Source organism: Streptococcus hillyeri (assembly GCF_003686955.1).
GTDB lineage: Bacteria > Bacillota > Bacilli > Lactobacillales > Streptococcaceae > Streptococcus > Streptococcus hillyeri.
Map to the genome: position 1 here is coordinate 1 of NZ_RCVM01000032.1, position 17,615 is coordinate 17,615.

At 37.3% G+C, this 17,615-nt stretch carries 11 protein-coding genes and 2 pseudogenes; 12 read left to right on the plus strand and 1 reads right to left on the minus strand.

Going from position 1 to position 17,615, the window contains the following annotated elements:
* The 10 genes and pseudogenes from EAF07_RS10020 to EAF07_RS10070 form a co-directional block, all read left to right on the plus strand.
* Nucleotides 1-154 (plus strand): annotated as a pseudogene (locus EAF07_RS10020) (IS30 family transposase); the annotation flags it as partial.
* A 151-nt stretch (nucleotides 155-305) separates the two neighbouring features.
* The gene (locus tag EAF07_RS10025; RefSeq protein ID WP_121836411.1) at nucleotides 306-1,013 is read left to right on the plus strand and encodes a GntR family transcriptional regulator; all 708 of its coding nucleotides are present in this window, start codon (nucleotides 306-308) and stop codon (nucleotides 1,011-1,013) included.
* Nucleotides 1,014-1,381: 368 nt separating this feature from the next.
* Nucleotides 1,382-1,936, plus strand: a complete 555-nt coding sequence (locus EAF07_RS10035; protein WP_121836412.1) for a GNAT family N-acetyltransferase — start codon at nucleotides 1,382-1,384, stop codon at nucleotides 1,934-1,936.
* Nucleotides 1,929-2,576 carry an HD domain-containing protein gene (locus tag EAF07_RS10040; RefSeq protein ID WP_121836413.1) on the plus strand — a complete coding sequence of 216 codons (648 nt, stop codon included), beginning with the start codon at nucleotides 1,929-1,931 and terminating at the stop codon, nucleotides 2,574-2,576. Before EAF07_RS10035 ends, EAF07_RS10040 begins: the two co-directional genes overlap by 8 nt.
* Before the next feature lie 4 nt (nucleotides 2,577-2,580).
* Nucleotides 2,581-3,576 carry a virulence RhuM family protein gene (locus tag EAF07_RS10045; protein WP_121836414.1) on the plus strand — a complete coding sequence of 332 codons (996 nt, stop codon included), beginning with the start codon at nucleotides 2,581-2,583 and terminating at the stop codon, nucleotides 3,574-3,576.
* 12 nt (nucleotides 3,577-3,588) lie between these two features.
* Nucleotides 3,589-4,152, plus strand: a complete 564-nt coding sequence (locus tag EAF07_RS10050; RefSeq protein ID WP_121836415.1) for a shikimate kinase — start codon at nucleotides 3,589-3,591, stop codon at nucleotides 4,150-4,152.
* A 12-nt stretch (nucleotides 4,153-4,164) separates the two neighbouring features.
* The gene (locus EAF07_RS10055; RefSeq protein WP_121836416.1) at nucleotides 4,165-6,816 is read left to right on the plus strand and encodes a valine--tRNA ligase; all 2,652 of its coding nucleotides are present in this window, start codon (nucleotides 4,165-4,167) and stop codon (nucleotides 6,814-6,816) included.
* Nucleotides 6,817-6,921: 105 nt separating this feature from the next.
* Complete coding sequence (locus tag EAF07_RS10060; protein WP_183121696.1) at nucleotides 6,922-9,765, plus strand: AAA family ATPase; 2,844 nt, start codon at nucleotides 6,922-6,924, stop codon at nucleotides 9,763-9,765.
* The gene (locus tag EAF07_RS10065; protein ID WP_121836418.1) at nucleotides 9,762-10,742 is read left to right on the plus strand and encodes a hypothetical protein; all 981 of its coding nucleotides are present in this window, start codon (nucleotides 9,762-9,764) and stop codon (nucleotides 10,740-10,742) included. Before EAF07_RS10060 ends, EAF07_RS10065 begins: the two co-directional genes overlap by 4 nt.
* Before the next feature lie 89 nt (nucleotides 10,743-10,831).
* Nucleotides 10,832-13,542: pseudogene (locus EAF07_RS10070) on the plus strand (DUF3427 domain-containing protein).
* A gap of 14 nt (nucleotides 13,543-13,556) precedes the next feature.
* Here the strand turns inward: EAF07_RS10070 and EAF07_RS10075 are convergent.
* Nucleotides 13,557-13,949 (minus strand): (deoxy)nucleoside triphosphate pyrophosphohydrolase, encoded by a 393-nt coding sequence (locus EAF07_RS10075; protein WP_121836419.1) that lies wholly within the window; start codon nucleotides 13,947-13,949, stop codon nucleotides 13,557-13,559.
* 126 nt (nucleotides 13,950-14,075) lie between these two features.
* On the opposite strand from EAF07_RS10075, the gene EAF07_RS10080 reads away from it, so the two are divergent.
* Nucleotides 14,076-14,624, plus strand: coding sequence for a hypothetical protein (locus EAF07_RS10080; RefSeq protein ID WP_121836420.1), 549 nt, complete (start codon nucleotides 14,076-14,078; stop codon nucleotides 14,622-14,624).
* Between the two features lie 3 nt (nucleotides 14,625-14,627).
* Nucleotides 14,628-17,321 (plus strand): TOTE conflict system archaeo-eukaryotic primase domain-containing protein, encoded by a 2,694-nt coding sequence (locus EAF07_RS10085; RefSeq protein WP_121836421.1) that lies wholly within the window; start codon nucleotides 14,628-14,630, stop codon nucleotides 17,319-17,321.
* The last annotated feature ends 294 nt before the right edge of the window (nucleotides 17,322-17,615 follow it).

Consider the following 17,615-nt stretch of genomic DNA (forward strand, 5'->3'; position numbering starts at 1 on the left):
TGAGAATCATAATAGACTCATCCGGCGTTGGTTGCCTAAGGGAAGCAAAAATGCGACTCAACAACAAGTCGCATTTATTGAAAACTGGATTAACAACTATCCAAAGAAACTATTCAATTATAAATCTCCTATAGAGTTTTTACAGACTGCCTAACTTGAACTTGAAATTTGGCACGTGATTTTCTTTATGCGCTTGTTAGCATAATTTTAGCTTTTTTTGATTACATTTTCAGCCAAAATTTAGTATAATAACTAAATCAGATTTCTTAATTCTTAATGATAATGTTAACAGAAAGGGCGATGTTATGAAAATTCCTAAGTACCAACGGATTCAAAATGACTTAAAAAATCAACTTATCACTGGCAAGTTTGACAATGGTGATAAGTTTTACACTGAAAATGAGCTGGTTCATCTTTATGATGTCAGTTCAATCACCGTTATTCGAGCGCTTAATGAATTGGTAAAAGATGGTTACCTTGTTCGTAAGCAAGGAAAAGGGACTTTTGTTTCTCGCTCACGCAAAGGAAAACGTGTTGAATTCTCAGATATCGAACGTTTCTCTCTTAAGGATGATCATGTTAAAATTCTCTCAGTTGAAAAAGGGAATGATCCTAAATATTTGAAAGAACTAAAACTAACTGATAACGATTGTTATTACCGAATTGACCGTTTAAGAAGTGCAGGAAATCGCCCTTACATCTATCAGATTTCTTATATTCCAGAACGCTTTATTCTCACGCCAAGCGCTTCAAAAGAGCACTATCAATCGATTCACCAGCGGTTTAAATTAGATTTTGATATTCACATGTCTTCAGAACCCTATACTGAAACGCATGAAGTGACCTTTTCAACGCCAGAGGATATCACGCAAATTCTGTCACTAAAAGAATTTGAGCCGACTATTTTACAAATTCGTAAAACGGAACAAGGCAATTCCGATATCATTCTCGAATACGCGGAAAATTATAAACACTGGGAATTTTATAAATTTGAAATCACTGCCAATCGATAAAGATGTGATAGCGTTATTGAGTTTAATTGAAATTTTCGTTTTTAGCACAATTGGTAAACGTTGGCAGTCAAAAAATTAACAAATTGATGTCTCACTTAAAGCATAAATCAGTTGAATAAAGTTATCTTTTCTGTTAAAATATTACCATTCAGAGGTGTTTTGAACCCCATTTGTCACAGAAAGCGGTGTTGCTGAGAAATCCGCACAAATGTCAAAACTGGTTGCTGATGCTAATAATGAAATAGTATGAGTTGCGGACCCTGAGTCCGAATCTGGGTGGTACCGCGGAAATCGTAAACGAACTTCGTCCCTGTCTAGCATGTGCTAGATGGGGCTTTTTCTATATCTCTTCATGATAGGAGTGTTCAATGAAAGAATTTAAAGAATTGCTAACAGAACGTTTGTGTTTACGCCCCATTCGTTTAGCTGATGCGGAAGCTATGTATGACTATGGACATCGTCCAGAGGTTGCAAGTCTAGCTGGTTTTCCAGTGAATCAATCTGTTGAAGAGTGCAAACAGTTTATCCAGATGGACTTGGATAAAAGGGGTGAGGCTGTTCGACAACGTATTTATGCGATTTGTCTGAAAGATCAGGACAGGCTGATGGGGACGGTGAATTTTGCGAAAGAAGTCGAACCAGATATTCTGGAGATTGGCTATGTCTTGCATCCAGATTTATGGGGACAAGGCTTGATGCCAGAGGCGGTGGCAGCTTTAGTTGATTTTGGATTTCAAGAGCTCAGTCTTCGAAAAATTGAAATTGCGGTCTATGATCACAATCCTCAAAGTCAGCGCGTGGCTGAAAAACTAGGTTTTCAATTGGAAGCTAGACTTCGTAAGCGGAAAAAGATTGATGGACACTATCAAGATAAGCTGATTTTTGGATTGCTGAGAGAGGAATGGGAGGCCAGTCATGGATAGAAACCTCATCTTAGAAAATACTCGTCAGTTTGTCAAAAATCTTTCTGACGGTGAAGCCAGTGGTCATGACTGGTGGCATATTGTCCGTGTGACCAAGACCACATTGACCATTGCCAAAGCAGATGGTGCGGATCCTTTTATCTGTGAAATGGCTGCGCTTCTCCACGATGTGGCAGATGAGAAATTAAATGCTAGCGAAGCAGAAGGATTAGCCAGACTGACCGCTTTCCTTGATAGCCAGTTGCTCCCAAGTGAGCTGAAAGCAGAAATTCTAGCCATTACCCAAGGTATTTCTTACAAGGGTGGGCACAATCAAGCGGTGCTGTCGCTAGAAGGGCAAGTGGTTCAAGACGCAGATAGGCTAGATGCCATCGGAGCTATCGGCATTGCCAGAACCATGGCCTACTCAGGAAATAAAGGCAGACTCATCCATGACCCCAATAAACAAGCGCGTGACAACCTTACCCTAGAAGACTACCGCAAGGGCGAAGACACCGCCATCATGCACTTCTACGAAAAACTCCTCAAACTCAAAGACCTGATGAATACCGAGACAGGAAAACGCCTAGCTGAACAACGCCACCAGTTCATGCAAGATTACCTCGACCAGTTCTATGCCGAGTGGGAAGGGGAGAGGTGATGTTATGAATGAGATTTCTAATTTTATTTTATACACAACCCCAAACGGTGATGTTCAGCTAGATATTCTCTTACAGAATGAAAACCTCTGGCTAACTCAAAAAGGAATTGCAGAGCTGTTTGGAGTCTCCAAATCAACGGTTAGTGAACATCTGTCTAATATCTTCAAAGATGGTGAGTTGGATAAAACTGCAACTGTTCGGAAATTCCGAACAGTTCGCCAGGAGGGCAATCGAGCGGTTCAACGTGAATTGGAGTATTATAATCTTGATGCTATCATCTCAGTTGGCTACCGTGTTAATTCGACTAAGGCGACCCAATTTCGGATTTGGGCAACTAATACCTTGAAGGAATTTATCATTAAAGGTTTTGTTTTAGATGATAATCGTTTGAAGCAAGGACAAACCGTCTTTGGTAAAGACTACTTCCGTGAACTTTTGGAGCGGATTCGTTCCATCCGTGCAAGTGAGCGCCGTATTTACCAGCAGGTGACTGATATTTTTGCAGAATGTGCGATTGATTATGATAGCAATTCTGAGATTACCAAGCGTTTCTATGCGATGGTGCAAAATAAATTCCATTTTGCCATAACAGGTAATACTGCTGCTGAGATAATCTACCATAAGGCGGATGCTGATAAGGAGCAAATGGGACTGACCACATGGAAGAATGCGCCGAATGGTCGCGTTCTAAAATCAGATGTGCTTATTGCTAAAAATTACTTGCAGGAAAATGAAATCCGTCAACTAGAGCGAACGGTTACCTCTTATTTTGATTATATTGAAGGTTTGATTGAGCGTCGAAACACCTTTACTATGCAAGCTTTAGCAGATAGCATTGACCGCTTCCTCTCTTTCAACGAATACGAGATTCTGGAGGGTAAGGGAACAATTTCTAAGAAGCAGGCAGAAGAAAAAGCTAGTCAAGAATATGAAAAATTTAACCGTACCCAGAAAATTGTGTCGGATTTTGACAAGCTAGTAGCGAAGCTGAAGGAGTGATAGGAGAGTAGTATGAATATAATCTTAATCGGAGCTCAAGCGTCTGGAAAAATGACAATTGGGCAAGAACTTGAAAAACAATCTGATTTAGTCCTTTTCCATAATCATGAATCCATTGATTTTGTCACAAAATTTATACCGATGTCAACTGAGGCTAGAGAACTAATCAATACGATTCGAATGGAATTTTTCAAAATCTTTGCTAAAACAAATCAGCAGATGATTTTTACAGTTGTTATTGATTTCAATGATTCTGATGATATTGCCTTTTTAGAAGAAATCCAATCGATTTTTCAGCAGTGGGATAGAGAAGTTTTATTTGTCGAGTTAGAAACGGATTTGCAAGAACGTTTAAAACGTAATAAAACAGAAAATCGTCTCTATCATAAACCTATAAAGCGCCATATAGAGTGGTCTGAAAAAGATATTTTAGAGACAGCGACTTTTGCTAACTTTAATCCAGAAAAAGCGCCAGAAAGTCTGAAACGTTATGTTAAAGTCAATAATACGGAGCTTTCTCCTCAGGAAACAGCGCAGCTTATTTTACAAAAAATAAAAGAAATACAAGAAAATTAGGAAGGACATCATATGTCAAAAGAACTTTCACCAAAATACAATCCAGCCGAGGTTGAGGCTGGGCGTTATCAAACTTGGTTAGACCAAGATGTTTTCAAGCCGTCAGGCGACAAGAAGGCAAAGCCTTATTCCATCGTGATTCCACCGCCAAACGTTACTGGTAAGTTGCACCTTGGCCACGCTTGGGACACGACCCTTCAGGATATCATTATCCGCCAAAAACGCATGCAGGGCTTTGACACCCTTTGGTTGCCTGGTATGGACCACGCGGGTATCGCAACACAGGCTAAGGTTGAGGAGCGCCTTCGTGAGCAAGGCATCACTCGCTATGACCTCGGCCGTGAAAAATTCCTAGACAAGGTTTGGGAGTGGAAAGATGAGTATGCGACAACTATCAAGGAGCAGTGGGGCAAGATGGGGCTTTCTGTCGATTACTCACGCGAGCGTTTCACCCTTGACGAAGGCCTTTCAAAAGCCGTGCGCAAGGTCTTTGTGGACCTCTACAAAAAAGGCTGGATTTACCGCGGTGAGTTCATCATCAACTGGGACCCAGCAGCCCGTACAGCCCTTTCAGACATCGAAGTTATCCACAAGGACGTTGAGGGTGCCTTCTACCACATGAATTATATGTTGGAAGATGGCTCGCGCGCTCTTCAAGTGGCAACAACGCGACCAGAAACCATGTTTGGAGACGTTGCAGTTGCCGTAAACCCAGAAGATCCTCGTTACAAGGACTTGATTGGTCAAAACGTGGTTCTGCCAATCGTGAATAAGCTCATCCCAATCGTTGCCGACGAGCATGCGGACCCAGAATTCGGAACAGGGGTTGTTAAAATCACACCTGCCCATGACCCTAACGACTTTGAGGTCGGCCAACGTCATGACTTGCCACAGGTTAACGTGATGAATGCTGACGGTACCATGAACGAATTAGCTGGTGAATTTGCCGGTATGGATCGCTTTGAAGCGCGTAAAGCAGTCGTAGCAAAATTGGAAGAAATCGGTGCCCTTGTTGAAATCGAAAAACGTGTTCACTCAGTTGGTCACTCAGAACGTACTGGTGTTGTGGTTGAACCTCGCTTGTCTACACAGTGGTTCGTTAAGATGGATCAATTGGCGAAAAATGCCATTGCCAACCAAGACACAGACGATAAGGTTGACTTTTACCCACCACGTTTCAATGATGCTTATCTCCAATGGATGGAAAATGTGCATGACTGGGTAATCTCTCGCCAACTTTGGTGGGGACACCAAATCCCTGCGTGGTACAATGAATCAGGTGAAATTTATGTTGGTGAAGAGGCGCCAGAGGGTGATGGTTGGAAGCAAGATGAGGATGTCCTTGATACCTGGTTCAGCTCTGCCCTTTGGCCATTCTCAACTATGGGCTGGCCTGATTCGGAGTCAGAAGACTTCCAGCGTTATTATCCAAACTCAACATTGGTAACAGGTTATGATATTATTCCATTCTGGGTGTCTCGTATGATTTTCCAAGGAATTGAATTTACAGGCAAGAGCCCATTTAAGAATGCTCTGATTCACGGACTTATCCGTGACGAAGAAGGGCGCAAGATGTCCAAATCGCTTGGTAATGGGATTGACCCAATGGATGTTATTGAGAAATACGGTACAGATAGTCTTCGATGGTTCTTGTCTAACGGCTCTGCCCCAGGACAGGATGTCCGTTTCTCATACGAAAAAATGGATGCTTCATGGAACTTCATCAACAAAATCTGGAACATTTCGCGCTATATCCTCATGAATAATGAGGGCTTGACGCTGGCAGATGCGACCGCAAATGTGGCGAAAGTGGCGAGCGGTGAAGCTGGCAACGTGACGGATAAATGGATCCTCCACAACCTCAATGAGACAATTGGCAAGGTGACAGAGAACTTTGACAAGTTTGAGTTCGGTGTAGCTGGTCACATCCTCTACAACTTCATCTGGGAAGAGTTCGCCAACTGGTACGTGGAATTGACCAAGGAAGTCCTTTACAGCGACAACGAAGACGAGAAGGTCATCACGCGCTCTGTCCTCCTCTACACGCTGGATAAGATTCTTCGTCTCCTCCACCCAATCATGCCGTTCGTAACGGAAGAAATCTTTGGCCAATACGCGGAAGGCTCTATCGTGACTGCGGACTACCCAACGGTTGATGTTGCCTTTGAAAATGAAGCTGCGCACAAAGGCGTGGAAAGCTTGAAAGACCTGATTCGTACCGTGCGAAATGCGCGTGCAGAAGTGAACGTTGCCCCAAGCAAACCAATCACTATCCTGGTCAAAACAAGCGACAGCGACTTGGAAGCCTTCTTTAACAGCAATGTCAACTACATCAAACGCTTCACAAACCCAGAGACGCTTGAAATTTCATCAAGTATCGCTAATCCAGAATTAGCCATGTCAGCCGTTATCACAGGTGCTGAAATCTTCCTCCCACTAGCAGACCTCCTCAACGTGGAAGAAGAGCTAGAACGCCTCAACAAAGAACTCGCTAAATGGCAAAAAGAACTCGATATGGTCGGTAAAAAACTCAGCAATGAACGCTTCGTCCAAAAAGCCAAACCAGAAATCGTCGAAAAAGAAAAAGCCAAACAAACCGACTACCAAACTAAATTTGATGCGACAGTTGAGCGGATTAAGGAAATGGAGAAGTTGGGGAAATAAGGTAGTTATAAATAGACGCCCAGCCTAGAAAGGCTGGGTTTTGTGGTATAATTGTCATGCAAGAGATGCAGTGCAACTAAATATCATATGATTAAGGTGAGAAAAGTGGAGACTAAAGATAGACGGCTACGATTGGTAGCAATGATTGAAGAAAATAATGGAGAGTATGAAGTCATTAACTTTTTACCAGATGTAATAGTCACACAACCTCAAAATGGGGTATTTGGAATTACAGAAATCAAGGAATATATACATATTCCATATACGAAAGGGATTAGTAATCTTACTGTTATTGTAGGAGAAAATGGTGTTGGTAAGACTAACTTAATTAATAATATATTTCAATTAAATAAAGAATTTTATTTTATTTATGAGACATATGACTTTGAAAATCGATATAAAAAATATTCTTGTTACAATAAAAATAATAGATATTTATGGTTAAATAAAAGTAATGATGGAGGACGACAGTTTTTTTCTAAAGAAGAAAAACCTATTAGGTCTATTAGATTTTCTAATGCTATTGAATCTTATACTCAGTATAGCAAGACACAATTTGATTTAACAACTACATATAAATTATCGAATCAAAATATTTTAGAATCGAATCAAAAAGATATGGCTAATCAAATTGATTTTCTTTTTAGAAATCGTGAGCTATCTAGTATCAATAACTTCATATTCAAAGTAAAAGATAAAAGAATTGTTACTCAACTTGAACTTAATCGTCAGAATAATAGAGAATTTCTTAACTATATTGATTATATTAGAACAAAGTTTGAAGATGAAGATGACCAAATCGAAGCTATTATGGAGTTTTATGATACAGATGATAATATTTCAGAATACAGTGATTATTATTTTTCTAAATATGATGAGGAGTTCTATTTAGAAGATGACGGTGTATTTTTAATTAAAGACTATGAACAATTTTTGATAGATAAATATGGGGCATTACTTCAAAATGATTCTCAATACATATCATTTCTAGAGGAAAAATATAATATATCACACGAAAAATATATGAGAGATATTGAGAGAGAGGATATAGATTCTATAGATTTGAGACAATTTATCTTGGATAAGAATAATATTTTTGATTCTATTAATCGTATGCTAAAAGGTTATTTAGTTCATATATTTTGTTGTAAAGATTTAGATAATGAAAATATAGAGGACTCGTTTAAAAAGTTTCGACAAATTGTCACGGATAACAGTATTCAAGGGAAGTTTGATTTTTTACCAAAAACTTTAAAAGAAGCTATGAAAGTTTTTAATATAGAGAATTTCAATCATTTAGTTCTGGATGTTGCGGTAGAGCTTATTGAGACTTTTAAAAGGGAATCGGATGAGCTAGTATTTGAAATAAAAAGATTTACAGAGAATAGTTACTGGAAGGATGAAGGAGTTAATTTAGAAAAAGGATTTCTAGAAACTGTTACTGAAGGAATCTTTACTGAATTTGAAAGTGATAATTATGCTGTTGAATTGATGCAGGCCTGGGGTGAAGTTCCTATTGAAAAAAGATATGAATACATAGAGGCGATTAAAAGTGAATTTCTAAGTAGTGCAAGTAACTATTTTCAAGGAAGTTTAGAAATAAAATCTGATGATATTATTTTGGAAAAAGAAGCATCTTTGGATGATATTCGCGAGGAACTTTTAAAAATCATTCCTTTAGAAGATATAAAAAAATTTGAGGAATTGTTTGATAAAGATTTAATTTCAATTAAGAGTATCTATTTGGAATATTATTGTGATACATTATGGAAATTAATAGAATTAAAAAATAGGAAAGAATTACTTGAAAAAAAAGATAGAAACAAATTCTTTGATATAGAATCTACAGATGTTGTACTAGTGGATATCTTGGATAAGCTACCCACTGGTATGTTTAAAAATTTTGAATCACATTTTCTTGATTTAATTAGTTATAATAAATCTTATATCTGGTTTATAAATTATTACAATGCTTATAATTCTTGTGATCAAGACCAAGAGGATATTCTAGAGAAATTGAATGAGAAATCATCAATAAAATCAATGGACAATCTAAAGTATTTAATTCATTATTTCTCTGATGAAACTAATGCTTTATTTAAATTAGGGGATGAAGAAAAGTTATCAAAATTTCATAAAATTATATCAATTTTACAAAGTGATTTTACAATTGAGCAAAATCAAGTAAAGTTTACAAAGATAAATGAGTTGGTATCATTTATAAAATTTAGATGGGAAGGTTTGAGCTCAGGAGAACACTCTTTGTTAAATCTGTTCGGGCGCATGTTTTCCATTGTTGAAAATATAGGTAATCAAGAAATGCTACTCTTATTGGATGAGGTAGATATTGGATTACACCCTGAATGGCAAAGGAAATGGATTAGTGATATTTTACCTAGAATTATAGAAAATTTTAATGAAAAATCTGTACAAATTATTATGACCACTCATTCGCCAATCATGTTATCAGATATTTATTCTGAAAATGTTATTATGTTGAAAAAAGATAAAGAAACTGGGAACAAGATAATTGAATATGCCGATACCCATCATAAAACTACTTTTGGACAAAATATCCATCAACTTTTTATGGATTCATTTTTTTTAGAAAGTACAAAAGGCGAGTACGCGACAAAAGTAATAAATGCAACAATCAAGGCTATCTATGAATTAAATCAAGAATATGTTGACTTAGGACAAATAAAGAGTAAGTTTTCAGAAGGGTTGAAATTGGGAGAGTTATCAGATTTAGAGTTTAAAAAATATCTTGAAAAGATAATTAATTCCATTGGTGAGAAGGTTATTTCAAAGAAACTAAAAATAATGTTCCAACGAATTAATTTTTCTCACGTATCTGCTCCTAATGTGGATTTAAGTAGTAAGATGGTATCAGAATTATCGACTGATGAATTACGAAAAATTTTGCAAGAACGTGAGAAAACGAAATGATTTATTTTGATAGACATGTATATAGTGATTCTGTAAAAGAACTTTACTATAATAAAGCTAAAACACAGTATATAAAACTAGATGGTAACATTGTTGATTTGATGAGGCGTATCAAAGATATTATTGGAAAGGATAGTTTTTCTAACTTTTTTCAAAGTGTTAATTCTGAAGACAATTTTAAGCAACTTATACTAATGCCAGCGAATGATATTAAAAGTATTGCTGAAATTATTAAAAAGCGTGTAGGAAATAAGGAAATTTCTACGAAGAAAATGGAATATAGAAATATCCAGCGTCTCAAATCTGTTTATACTACTGGCAATATTATGCAAAAGAGTAATAAAGGACAAAAATTGAATATCCTTTTAACAAATGCACTAGGAGTCACAGTTTGTCCTTACTGTAATCGGAATTTTATTAACAATCGTGATGATAAATTAGGTTCACAAATGGATCACTTTTATAGTAAGGATACATATCCTATGTTTGCTATATCTTTGTACAACTTTGTTCCTTGTTGTAGTATTTGCAATCTTAATAAGGGAAACAAAGAATTTTGGATTAATCCCTGGATTCAGGAGAATGTGGATGAAAATGAAGTGAAATTTGACTATTTACTTAAATCCTTGACTGATATGGAAATTACAATCGATGGTGGTTCAAAGCGTTTAGCAGATACAGAGATAATTAAATTGAATGCTGGTTACCAAATTCATCAAATAGATATCAAAGATATGCTTGATAGGGAAGTGAAATATTCATACACTTACCGAAAGGAACTACAAGAGATATTTAAAAATGCAGTTAATAAAAGAGATGAGACTGCTTATGAAAATTTTAATCAAATGTTAGCTGATGATGAGATAGATTATTTGATCCATGGTAATGCTGTATTTACTGAAGATATTAAAAATATTCCTCTTGGAAAATTTAAAAAAGACATTTTTAGCGAGATAAGAAAAATGCGTGATTGTTAATCAAACTATTATTATAAAAAATTATCCCCCTTTACATCCCTCCTAATATATTAGATAATAGTTCTATCAACTAGATAGGACTATTTATTATGGGATCAGCTTTTGAGGCTCAGTTGTTGGAGTCGATGCAGTTTGGTTTTATTGACCGGGTGAGGTTTCGGGACGTGACTTATGCGCCCTTAATAATGCTGAGGAAAAGCGTTTTGTTCTGACGGATTTGCAGGAGGAATTGCTCAAGAGTACGGCCTTTTATTTCTCGGTGGCTTTTGTGACCCAGTCTGGGATTTCCATGATTAAGGCGCAGCTGGCTGATTTGGCGGCGCGTGGTGTTCAGGGGAAAATTTTGATTTCACCTTATCTGGATTTCAATGATCCGTTGGCTATGTATGACTTGTTAAAATTGCCCAATGTGGAGGCTCGGATTTCTCAGGAATCCATGCAGTTGCATTCCAAATATTATTTGTTTGAGCAGGAAAGCAAGCAAGTCTTGATTGCTGGGTCATCGAATTTAACAGCGACAGCTTTGAAACAAAATTATGAGTGGAATATCAAGCTCAATTCGACGGATAATGGAGACTTGCTTTATCAGACCAAACAAGAATTTGACCGAGTTTGGGAATTATCTAGACCATTGACAGCTGAGATTATTGAATCTTACAAGAAAAAACGGAAGTCGGTTATTCAGGTAACAACTTTCGAAGAAGAAACAAAAGCAGACTATCAAGTCGGCAAGATTGAGCCAAATAAAATGCAAAAAGAAGCGTTGGTTTACAGCAAGTGCGTGATAATGGCGCTCAGAAAGCTCTTGTGATTTCTGCGACTGGTACAGGGAAAACCTATTTGTCAGCTCTTGATGTTCGTCAGGTCAATCCGGAACGCGTGCTTGGTTTTTCTGATGATGAGGCTTGCCTTTATAAGTCAGGTGTTGATATTACTGGTAAGAAGTACATTTTTGCGACCATTCAGACCTTATCACGTGATGAGCATTTACAGCGCTTTGCGCCCGATTTTTTCAATTACATTTTGATTGACGAAGTCCATAAGGCTGGTGCAGAGTCTTATAAGAAGGTGATGAATTACTTTACTCCAGACTTCCTTTTGGGAATGACGGCGACACCTGAGCGGACAGATGGGCAAAATATTTATGAATTATTTGATTACAATATCGCCTATGAAATTCGTCTGCAAGATGCCATGGATGCGGATTTACTTTGTCCGTTCCACTATTTTGGTGTGACCGATATTCGGGTGGACGGTGAACTCATTAGTGAAAATGAAGATTTTTCAAATCTTGTTTCCAAAGAACGCGTCAATCATATTCTCGAAAAAATCAATTACTATGGGCATAGTGGTGAGTCTGTGCGTGGCTTGATGTTCTGTTCCAGTAAGAAGGAAGCAAGAGAATTGTCTATTCTCTTAAATCAAAAAGGTTTTCGTACACAAGCCTTGACAGGTGATGATAGTCAAGCAGTCCGTGAAAAGGCAGTGCAAGAACTTGAAAAGGGTGAACTAGATTATCTACTCACAGTTGATATTTTTAATGAAGGAATTGATATTCCAAGTGTTAATCAAGTGGTCATGCTTCGAAATACGGAATCAAGCATTATTTTTGTGCAACAACTGGGGCGTGGTCTACGTAAGCATAAGTCAAAAGAGTATGTGACGATTATTGATTTTATTGGGAATTATCGCAATAATTATTTGATTCCAGTAGCTTTATTTGGCGACCAGTCCATGAACAAGGATAATTACCGTCGTGAAGTTCGTGAAGCGAATTTGATCAGTGGTTTGACGACCATCAACTTCGAAGAAGTCGCGCGTAAACAAATTTTTGAGTCTATTACTAACACCAGTCTATCTAGCATGAAAATTTTACGAGATAGCTATGTGGACTTGCAGAATAAATTAGGCCGTCAACCGTTTCTGAAAGATTTTGTGACTTATAATAGCATTGATCCGCTGACTTTCTTTAAAAATAGTTCTTTTAAGAATAAGAATTATGCGGATGTTCTAAATAAATTCTCTGATTCAGTGATTGATTTAACTAGAGAAGAAAGAGGGTATTTAACTTTTCTGACTACAGAGTTGCTAGGAAGTAAGCGACCTCAAGAAGTATTGTTGTTGGAGTATTTAGTTAACTATGGCAAAATAACTAAATCAGCTTATAAAGAACTATTAGCTAAAAAAGGTATAAGCAATGATTTTCATACTATGAGGAGTATGGAAAGAATATTAAATTTATCGTTTTTTTGTGAAAAACGATAGAGATAAATATGGAAATGTCCCCCTGATTGATGATGAAAATGATGTTTATTTCTTAAACAGATTATTTTCGAAACTTCTTAAAAGAAAACTTTTTTATGATTTATGTATTGATGTCATTAAAGTAGGAATTTATAAGTCTCAGGGTACAACGGGAGAGCTTATAATTGGTGAAAAATATACCCGAAAAGAAATGTGTAAATTATTCAATTGGGAAAAAGATGAGGAAATTCCCTATAAAGACTTCTTCATGAATGAAAAAATATTTAACTGGATGACTCGAAAGGATACAGATCTGAACTCAAAACAAGTTAAAGATATTATCAATTCGGCAAGTACTGGTATGAAACTTTATCTTTTTATTAATAAAAGTAAAGACGAAGGATCAGAACACTATTTCATGGGAGAAGTGAAATATATTGAAGGAACTGCTCAAAATGATGTTGAGTCGGAATCGAATAAAAAGGTTGTAAGGATGCAGCTAAAATTGGAGACTGCTGTAAAACAGGATTTATATGACTATATTACAAAAAAATGAGGTTCTTTCGAATCTCATTTTTTGCTTAATAAGTCAACAGCAGGACGATCAACAGGTGCCCAATTAAGAGTGTGGAGCTGGCTAGGTTCTAACCATTTGGAGTCTTGGTGTTCTAATAAAGTTAGCTGTTCAGATAAGAGTTTTGCCTCAAAAGTTTTCATAACAACAGTTCCGAAGTCATAGTCATAAGAGGTTTCGTTAACGTAGTTCAACACTTCAATATCAGCATTGAATTCTTCTTTGATTTCACGGACAAGTGCTTCCTGAGGAGATTCTCCTTCCTCTAATTTCCCACCTGGAAACTCCCAAAAGCCAGCAAGTGATTTCCCTTCTGGACGCTGTGCACAAAAGTATTTCCCATTTTTCAAAATAGCAGCAGCAACGACGTTGATAATTTTTTGTGACATGGTATTCTCCTTTGATACTATCATAGCATAAAATGGAGGAAATATATATTTGGTTACATGAATTGGCTGTGGTTTTTGTTATAATGAAGAAAACGGTATCTTTGGGAATGGATTGGAGGCATGTGAATGAAACCATTATCACAAGCAGCACTAAAAAAGGAATTAATTACTTTGGAAAAGAAAGATTTAGTGAGTCTGATTTGCCAATTATATGGTGAGAGTAAGGTAGTGAAGGATAAGTTAAATGTGTCTTTGCGAGGTGATGATTATATCGCGGACTTAGTGGCGGATTATTGTCAGAAAATCCATAAGGTGATGTTCCCAAGAAATATTGGTCGTGGTGGTGATTATAGGGCAGTTAAGAAGTTGATTAATGAGTTTAAGGAACGTTGTTCAGACCAAGAAGCTCAAGCGAGGGTTAATCTGCAATTTGCTTTAGACGGGACACAATATACAGAGGATTTCGGTGACATGTCAGTACCTTATTACAATGCTGTTCTGGATGCTTACCAAAATGTGGTTGATGTTGCTGAAGGAAATGAGACATTCTTTGAGTCTATCAAGCAAGAGTTGAGGCATATTGAGCAAGCTAGCCAAGGAATTGGTTGGGGTTTTGAAGAAGGAGTCATGGACATTTTCTGCCAAATTGCTTATAAGTATGATGAAGAGGATTAATATTTGGAACAATTCATTGAGAAAACTTCTGGTAGATTAGCCTGTATCGAGGCGAAATACCCATACTTTAGTTCACAAGTACAGTTGCTATTACTAGAATATCAAGATAATGGGGAGTTCGTGCTAATCAGCGAGAGTGATTTTCAAAAATACTTTATGTCTAGGCGTTCTCAGTTAACGACAGTTGAAAAATTAAGGATATACCGTTCCCTATTTAAAGGACGTGATGATGTGTATGCCAAATCCTACCAAAATGAGGATGGGAGATTGCAGTATTCCCCTTCCTATCGTTATGGCTGGAAGCAGCTTCCAGTTGAAAAACGTCTGTGCGAACCCTTGACGGATGAGGTGCTGAAATCCCATTTTAGAGGGGAAACGAGTATTGGTCTTTTTCCAATTTTAAAAGACGATACTTGCTCTTTATTAGCGATTGATTTTGATAAAGGGGATTGGAGAGAAGCCGTTCGAGTTCTGAGAAAAGTAGCAAGTGCTTATGGAATCGATCTACATGTGGAAATTTCTCGTTCAGGAAATGGAGCACATGTCTGGTTTTTCTTTGAAACTCTGATTTCTTGTCGAGAGGCGCGTTTATTTGGTAAAAAATTGTTAGCATTAGCTATGCAAGAATCTCCTAAATTATCCTTTGATTCGTTTGATCGTATGTTTCCAAATCAAGACTGCTTGCCGAAAGGAGGATTTGGAAATTTGATTGCTCTTCCTTTACAAGGGCAATCTTTTCAAGAAGGGAAGCGCGTATTTGTTGATGAGGAGTATGTCCCTTATGATGATCAGTGGCTATATCTTCAGGAATTGAGACGATTGAGTTATCAGCAGGTTCAAGAGATTAATCAGTTGTCTCTAGAGATGCATTTTGAAAAAGAACCGTTAGAGGTTCACAAAGGACGTGTACTAACGATAGTCAAAAATAGTTTATCACCACAGGCACTTTTTTATCTGAAAAAGTTAGCATCTTTTTCTAATCCTGAGTATTATTTAAAACAGGCAATGAGACAGCCGACTTACCAAACACCAGAGACCATCTATCTGTTTGAAGAAGATGATAGGCACCTATATCTTCCAAGGGGACTTGTTTCAAAGATTCAGGAAACCTTTCCAAAGTTAACACTTATTGAACAAGAACGTGTTGAGAATGAGATTAAGGTATCTTTTACAGGGGAGTTGAGATTTAATCAAGAATTAGCGCTATCAGACATGTTGGTTGCAGAAAATGGTGTTCTTTGTGCAGGAACTGGATTTGGAAAAACGGTTTTGGGGTCAGCACTTATTGCTAAGCGACAAAGACGGACGCTAATATTAGTTCATAATCGGCAACTGCTAGAGCAGTGGATAGAGCGCTTAGGGCAATTTCTAGTATTTGATGAAGAAGAAGCGGTGCGCTACACGCCTTCTGGTCGAGAAAAAATCATAGGACACGTTGGTCAATTTGTAGGAGCTAAAAAGTGGCGAACGAAATTGGTTGATGTCGCCATGATTCAATCACTGATGACGGCTGATAATCTTGAAGAATTATTGTCTGATTATGATGTGATGTTGGTAGATGAATGCCATCATGTGACCGCAACAATGTTTGAAAAAGTAGTAGCTAGTTTTTCTGGAACTTACCTTTATGGATTGACAGCAACTCCAGAACGAAAAAATGGTCATGAACCGATTCTTTTCCAACGTATAGGTCCTGTTTTGCATACTGCTACCGAGGAACAGGTTGCTTTTGAGAAGCAGTTATCGCTTCGATTTACTGATTTTGGAAAATATGATATCCAAGATAAAAAAAGTACAAATTTTGTGAACCTCTGTGAGAAACTAGCTCAATCATCGTCTCGCAATCAATTATTAATTCAAGATATTCGAGAAGCGTACCAACAAAAGCGTCATATTCTAGTATTAGCCAATCGTATTGAGCATTTGAACATTCTTGAACAGGGATTGAGTGATGCTGGCAGATCCTCTGTTTTTGTCATGAGTGGTCAGACAAAAGCAAAAGACAAGAAGGCAATTCTAGCCCAAATTGAACAATTAGATGATGCCGAGCCTTTTGTTCTCATATCAATTGGTAAGTATGTGGGAGAAGGATTTGATTTACCAAAGTTGGACACGCTTGTTTTGGCAAGTCCTTTGTCTTGGAAAAATAATCTGATTCAATATGCTGGTCGCATTCATCGTCCATATTCAGGGAAGAATTTAGTTACAATATACGATTACGTTGATATTCATGTCCCTTACTTAGAAAAGATGTTTCATAAGCGACAAGTAGCTTATCGAAAGATGCGCTATGTGACATCGTCTAAACAGGAAAATCAGAGTATTTTTGACCGAGTTTCCTATGAAGCTACTTTTACAAAAGATTTGCGACAGGTTAAAAAAGTGACGATTTCGATAGCTAAAGGTCATCGGTTGAAGTTACAACAATTACTGGGGCTGATTAAAGGAGTAAGTCTAGATGTTTATGTAACTCGAGATAAGAAAAATCAAACCTTAATACAGCAGCTAGCAGGCACAGGAATCTCTGTTTATGAGAGGGATACCCCATTGCCAACATTTACCATACTTGATGAAGATATTGTTTGGTTTGGACAGCTGCCAATGTTCACCCAGCAATACGACAAAGATGACCCAATGTTTCTTCGCATTGAAAGTGAGAGTATGGTTCAAGAATTTAAGAATATCCTTGAAAGCTAAAATTCTTATATGGATAAAGTTAAGGCATGAGGTTGAGTTGAATAAACTTGATTTCATGCTTTATATTTTTAAGAAATGGCAGATCGCTAAAAGGAAGGCAATTACACACAGTTGTAGACTAAAAACACAGTGGAACTTACGTTGGGAAATTACCTTTTTAGAAAAAAGCTAAATTCCCAAACTAACTTCCACCGTCTGTTAAAGTGGAAGTTAATCTGATAAAACCTCTAACAACCAGTGAAACTCCGTGTCAGGGTAAGTTCCACTGGTTTTTATAAAGGTTGATTTATTGCA

Coding starts and splice junctions, on each gene's coding strand:
- EAF07_RS10080 (WP_121836420.1), top strand. CDS start 14,076: ATGAAACCATTATCACAAGCAGCACTAAAAAAGGAATTAATTACTTTG.
- EAF07_RS10040 (WP_121836413.1), top strand. CDS start 1,929: ATGGATAGAAACCTCATCTTAGAAAATACTCGTCAGTTTGTCAAAAAT.
- EAF07_RS10025 (WP_121836411.1), top strand. CDS start 306: ATGAAAATTCCTAAGTACCAACGGATTCAAAATGACTTAAAAAATCAA.
- EAF07_RS10075 (WP_121836419.1), bottom strand. CDS start 13,949: ATGTCACAAAAAATTATCAACGTCGTTGCTGCTGCTATTTTGAAAAAT.
- EAF07_RS10050 (WP_121836415.1), top strand. CDS start 3,589: ATGAATATAATCTTAATCGGAGCTCAAGCGTCTGGAAAAATGACAATT.
- EAF07_RS10065 (WP_121836418.1), top strand. CDS start 9,762: ATGATTTATTTTGATAGACATGTATATAGTGATTCTGTAAAAGAACTT.
- EAF07_RS10035 (WP_121836412.1), top strand. CDS start 1,382: ATGAAAGAATTTAAAGAATTGCTAACAGAACGTTTGTGTTTACGCCCC.
- EAF07_RS10045 (WP_121836414.1), top strand. CDS start 2,581: ATGAATGAGATTTCTAATTTTATTTTATACACAACCCCAAACGGTGAT.
- EAF07_RS10055 (WP_121836416.1), top strand. CDS start 4,165: ATGTCAAAAGAACTTTCACCAAAATACAATCCAGCCGAGGTTGAGGCT.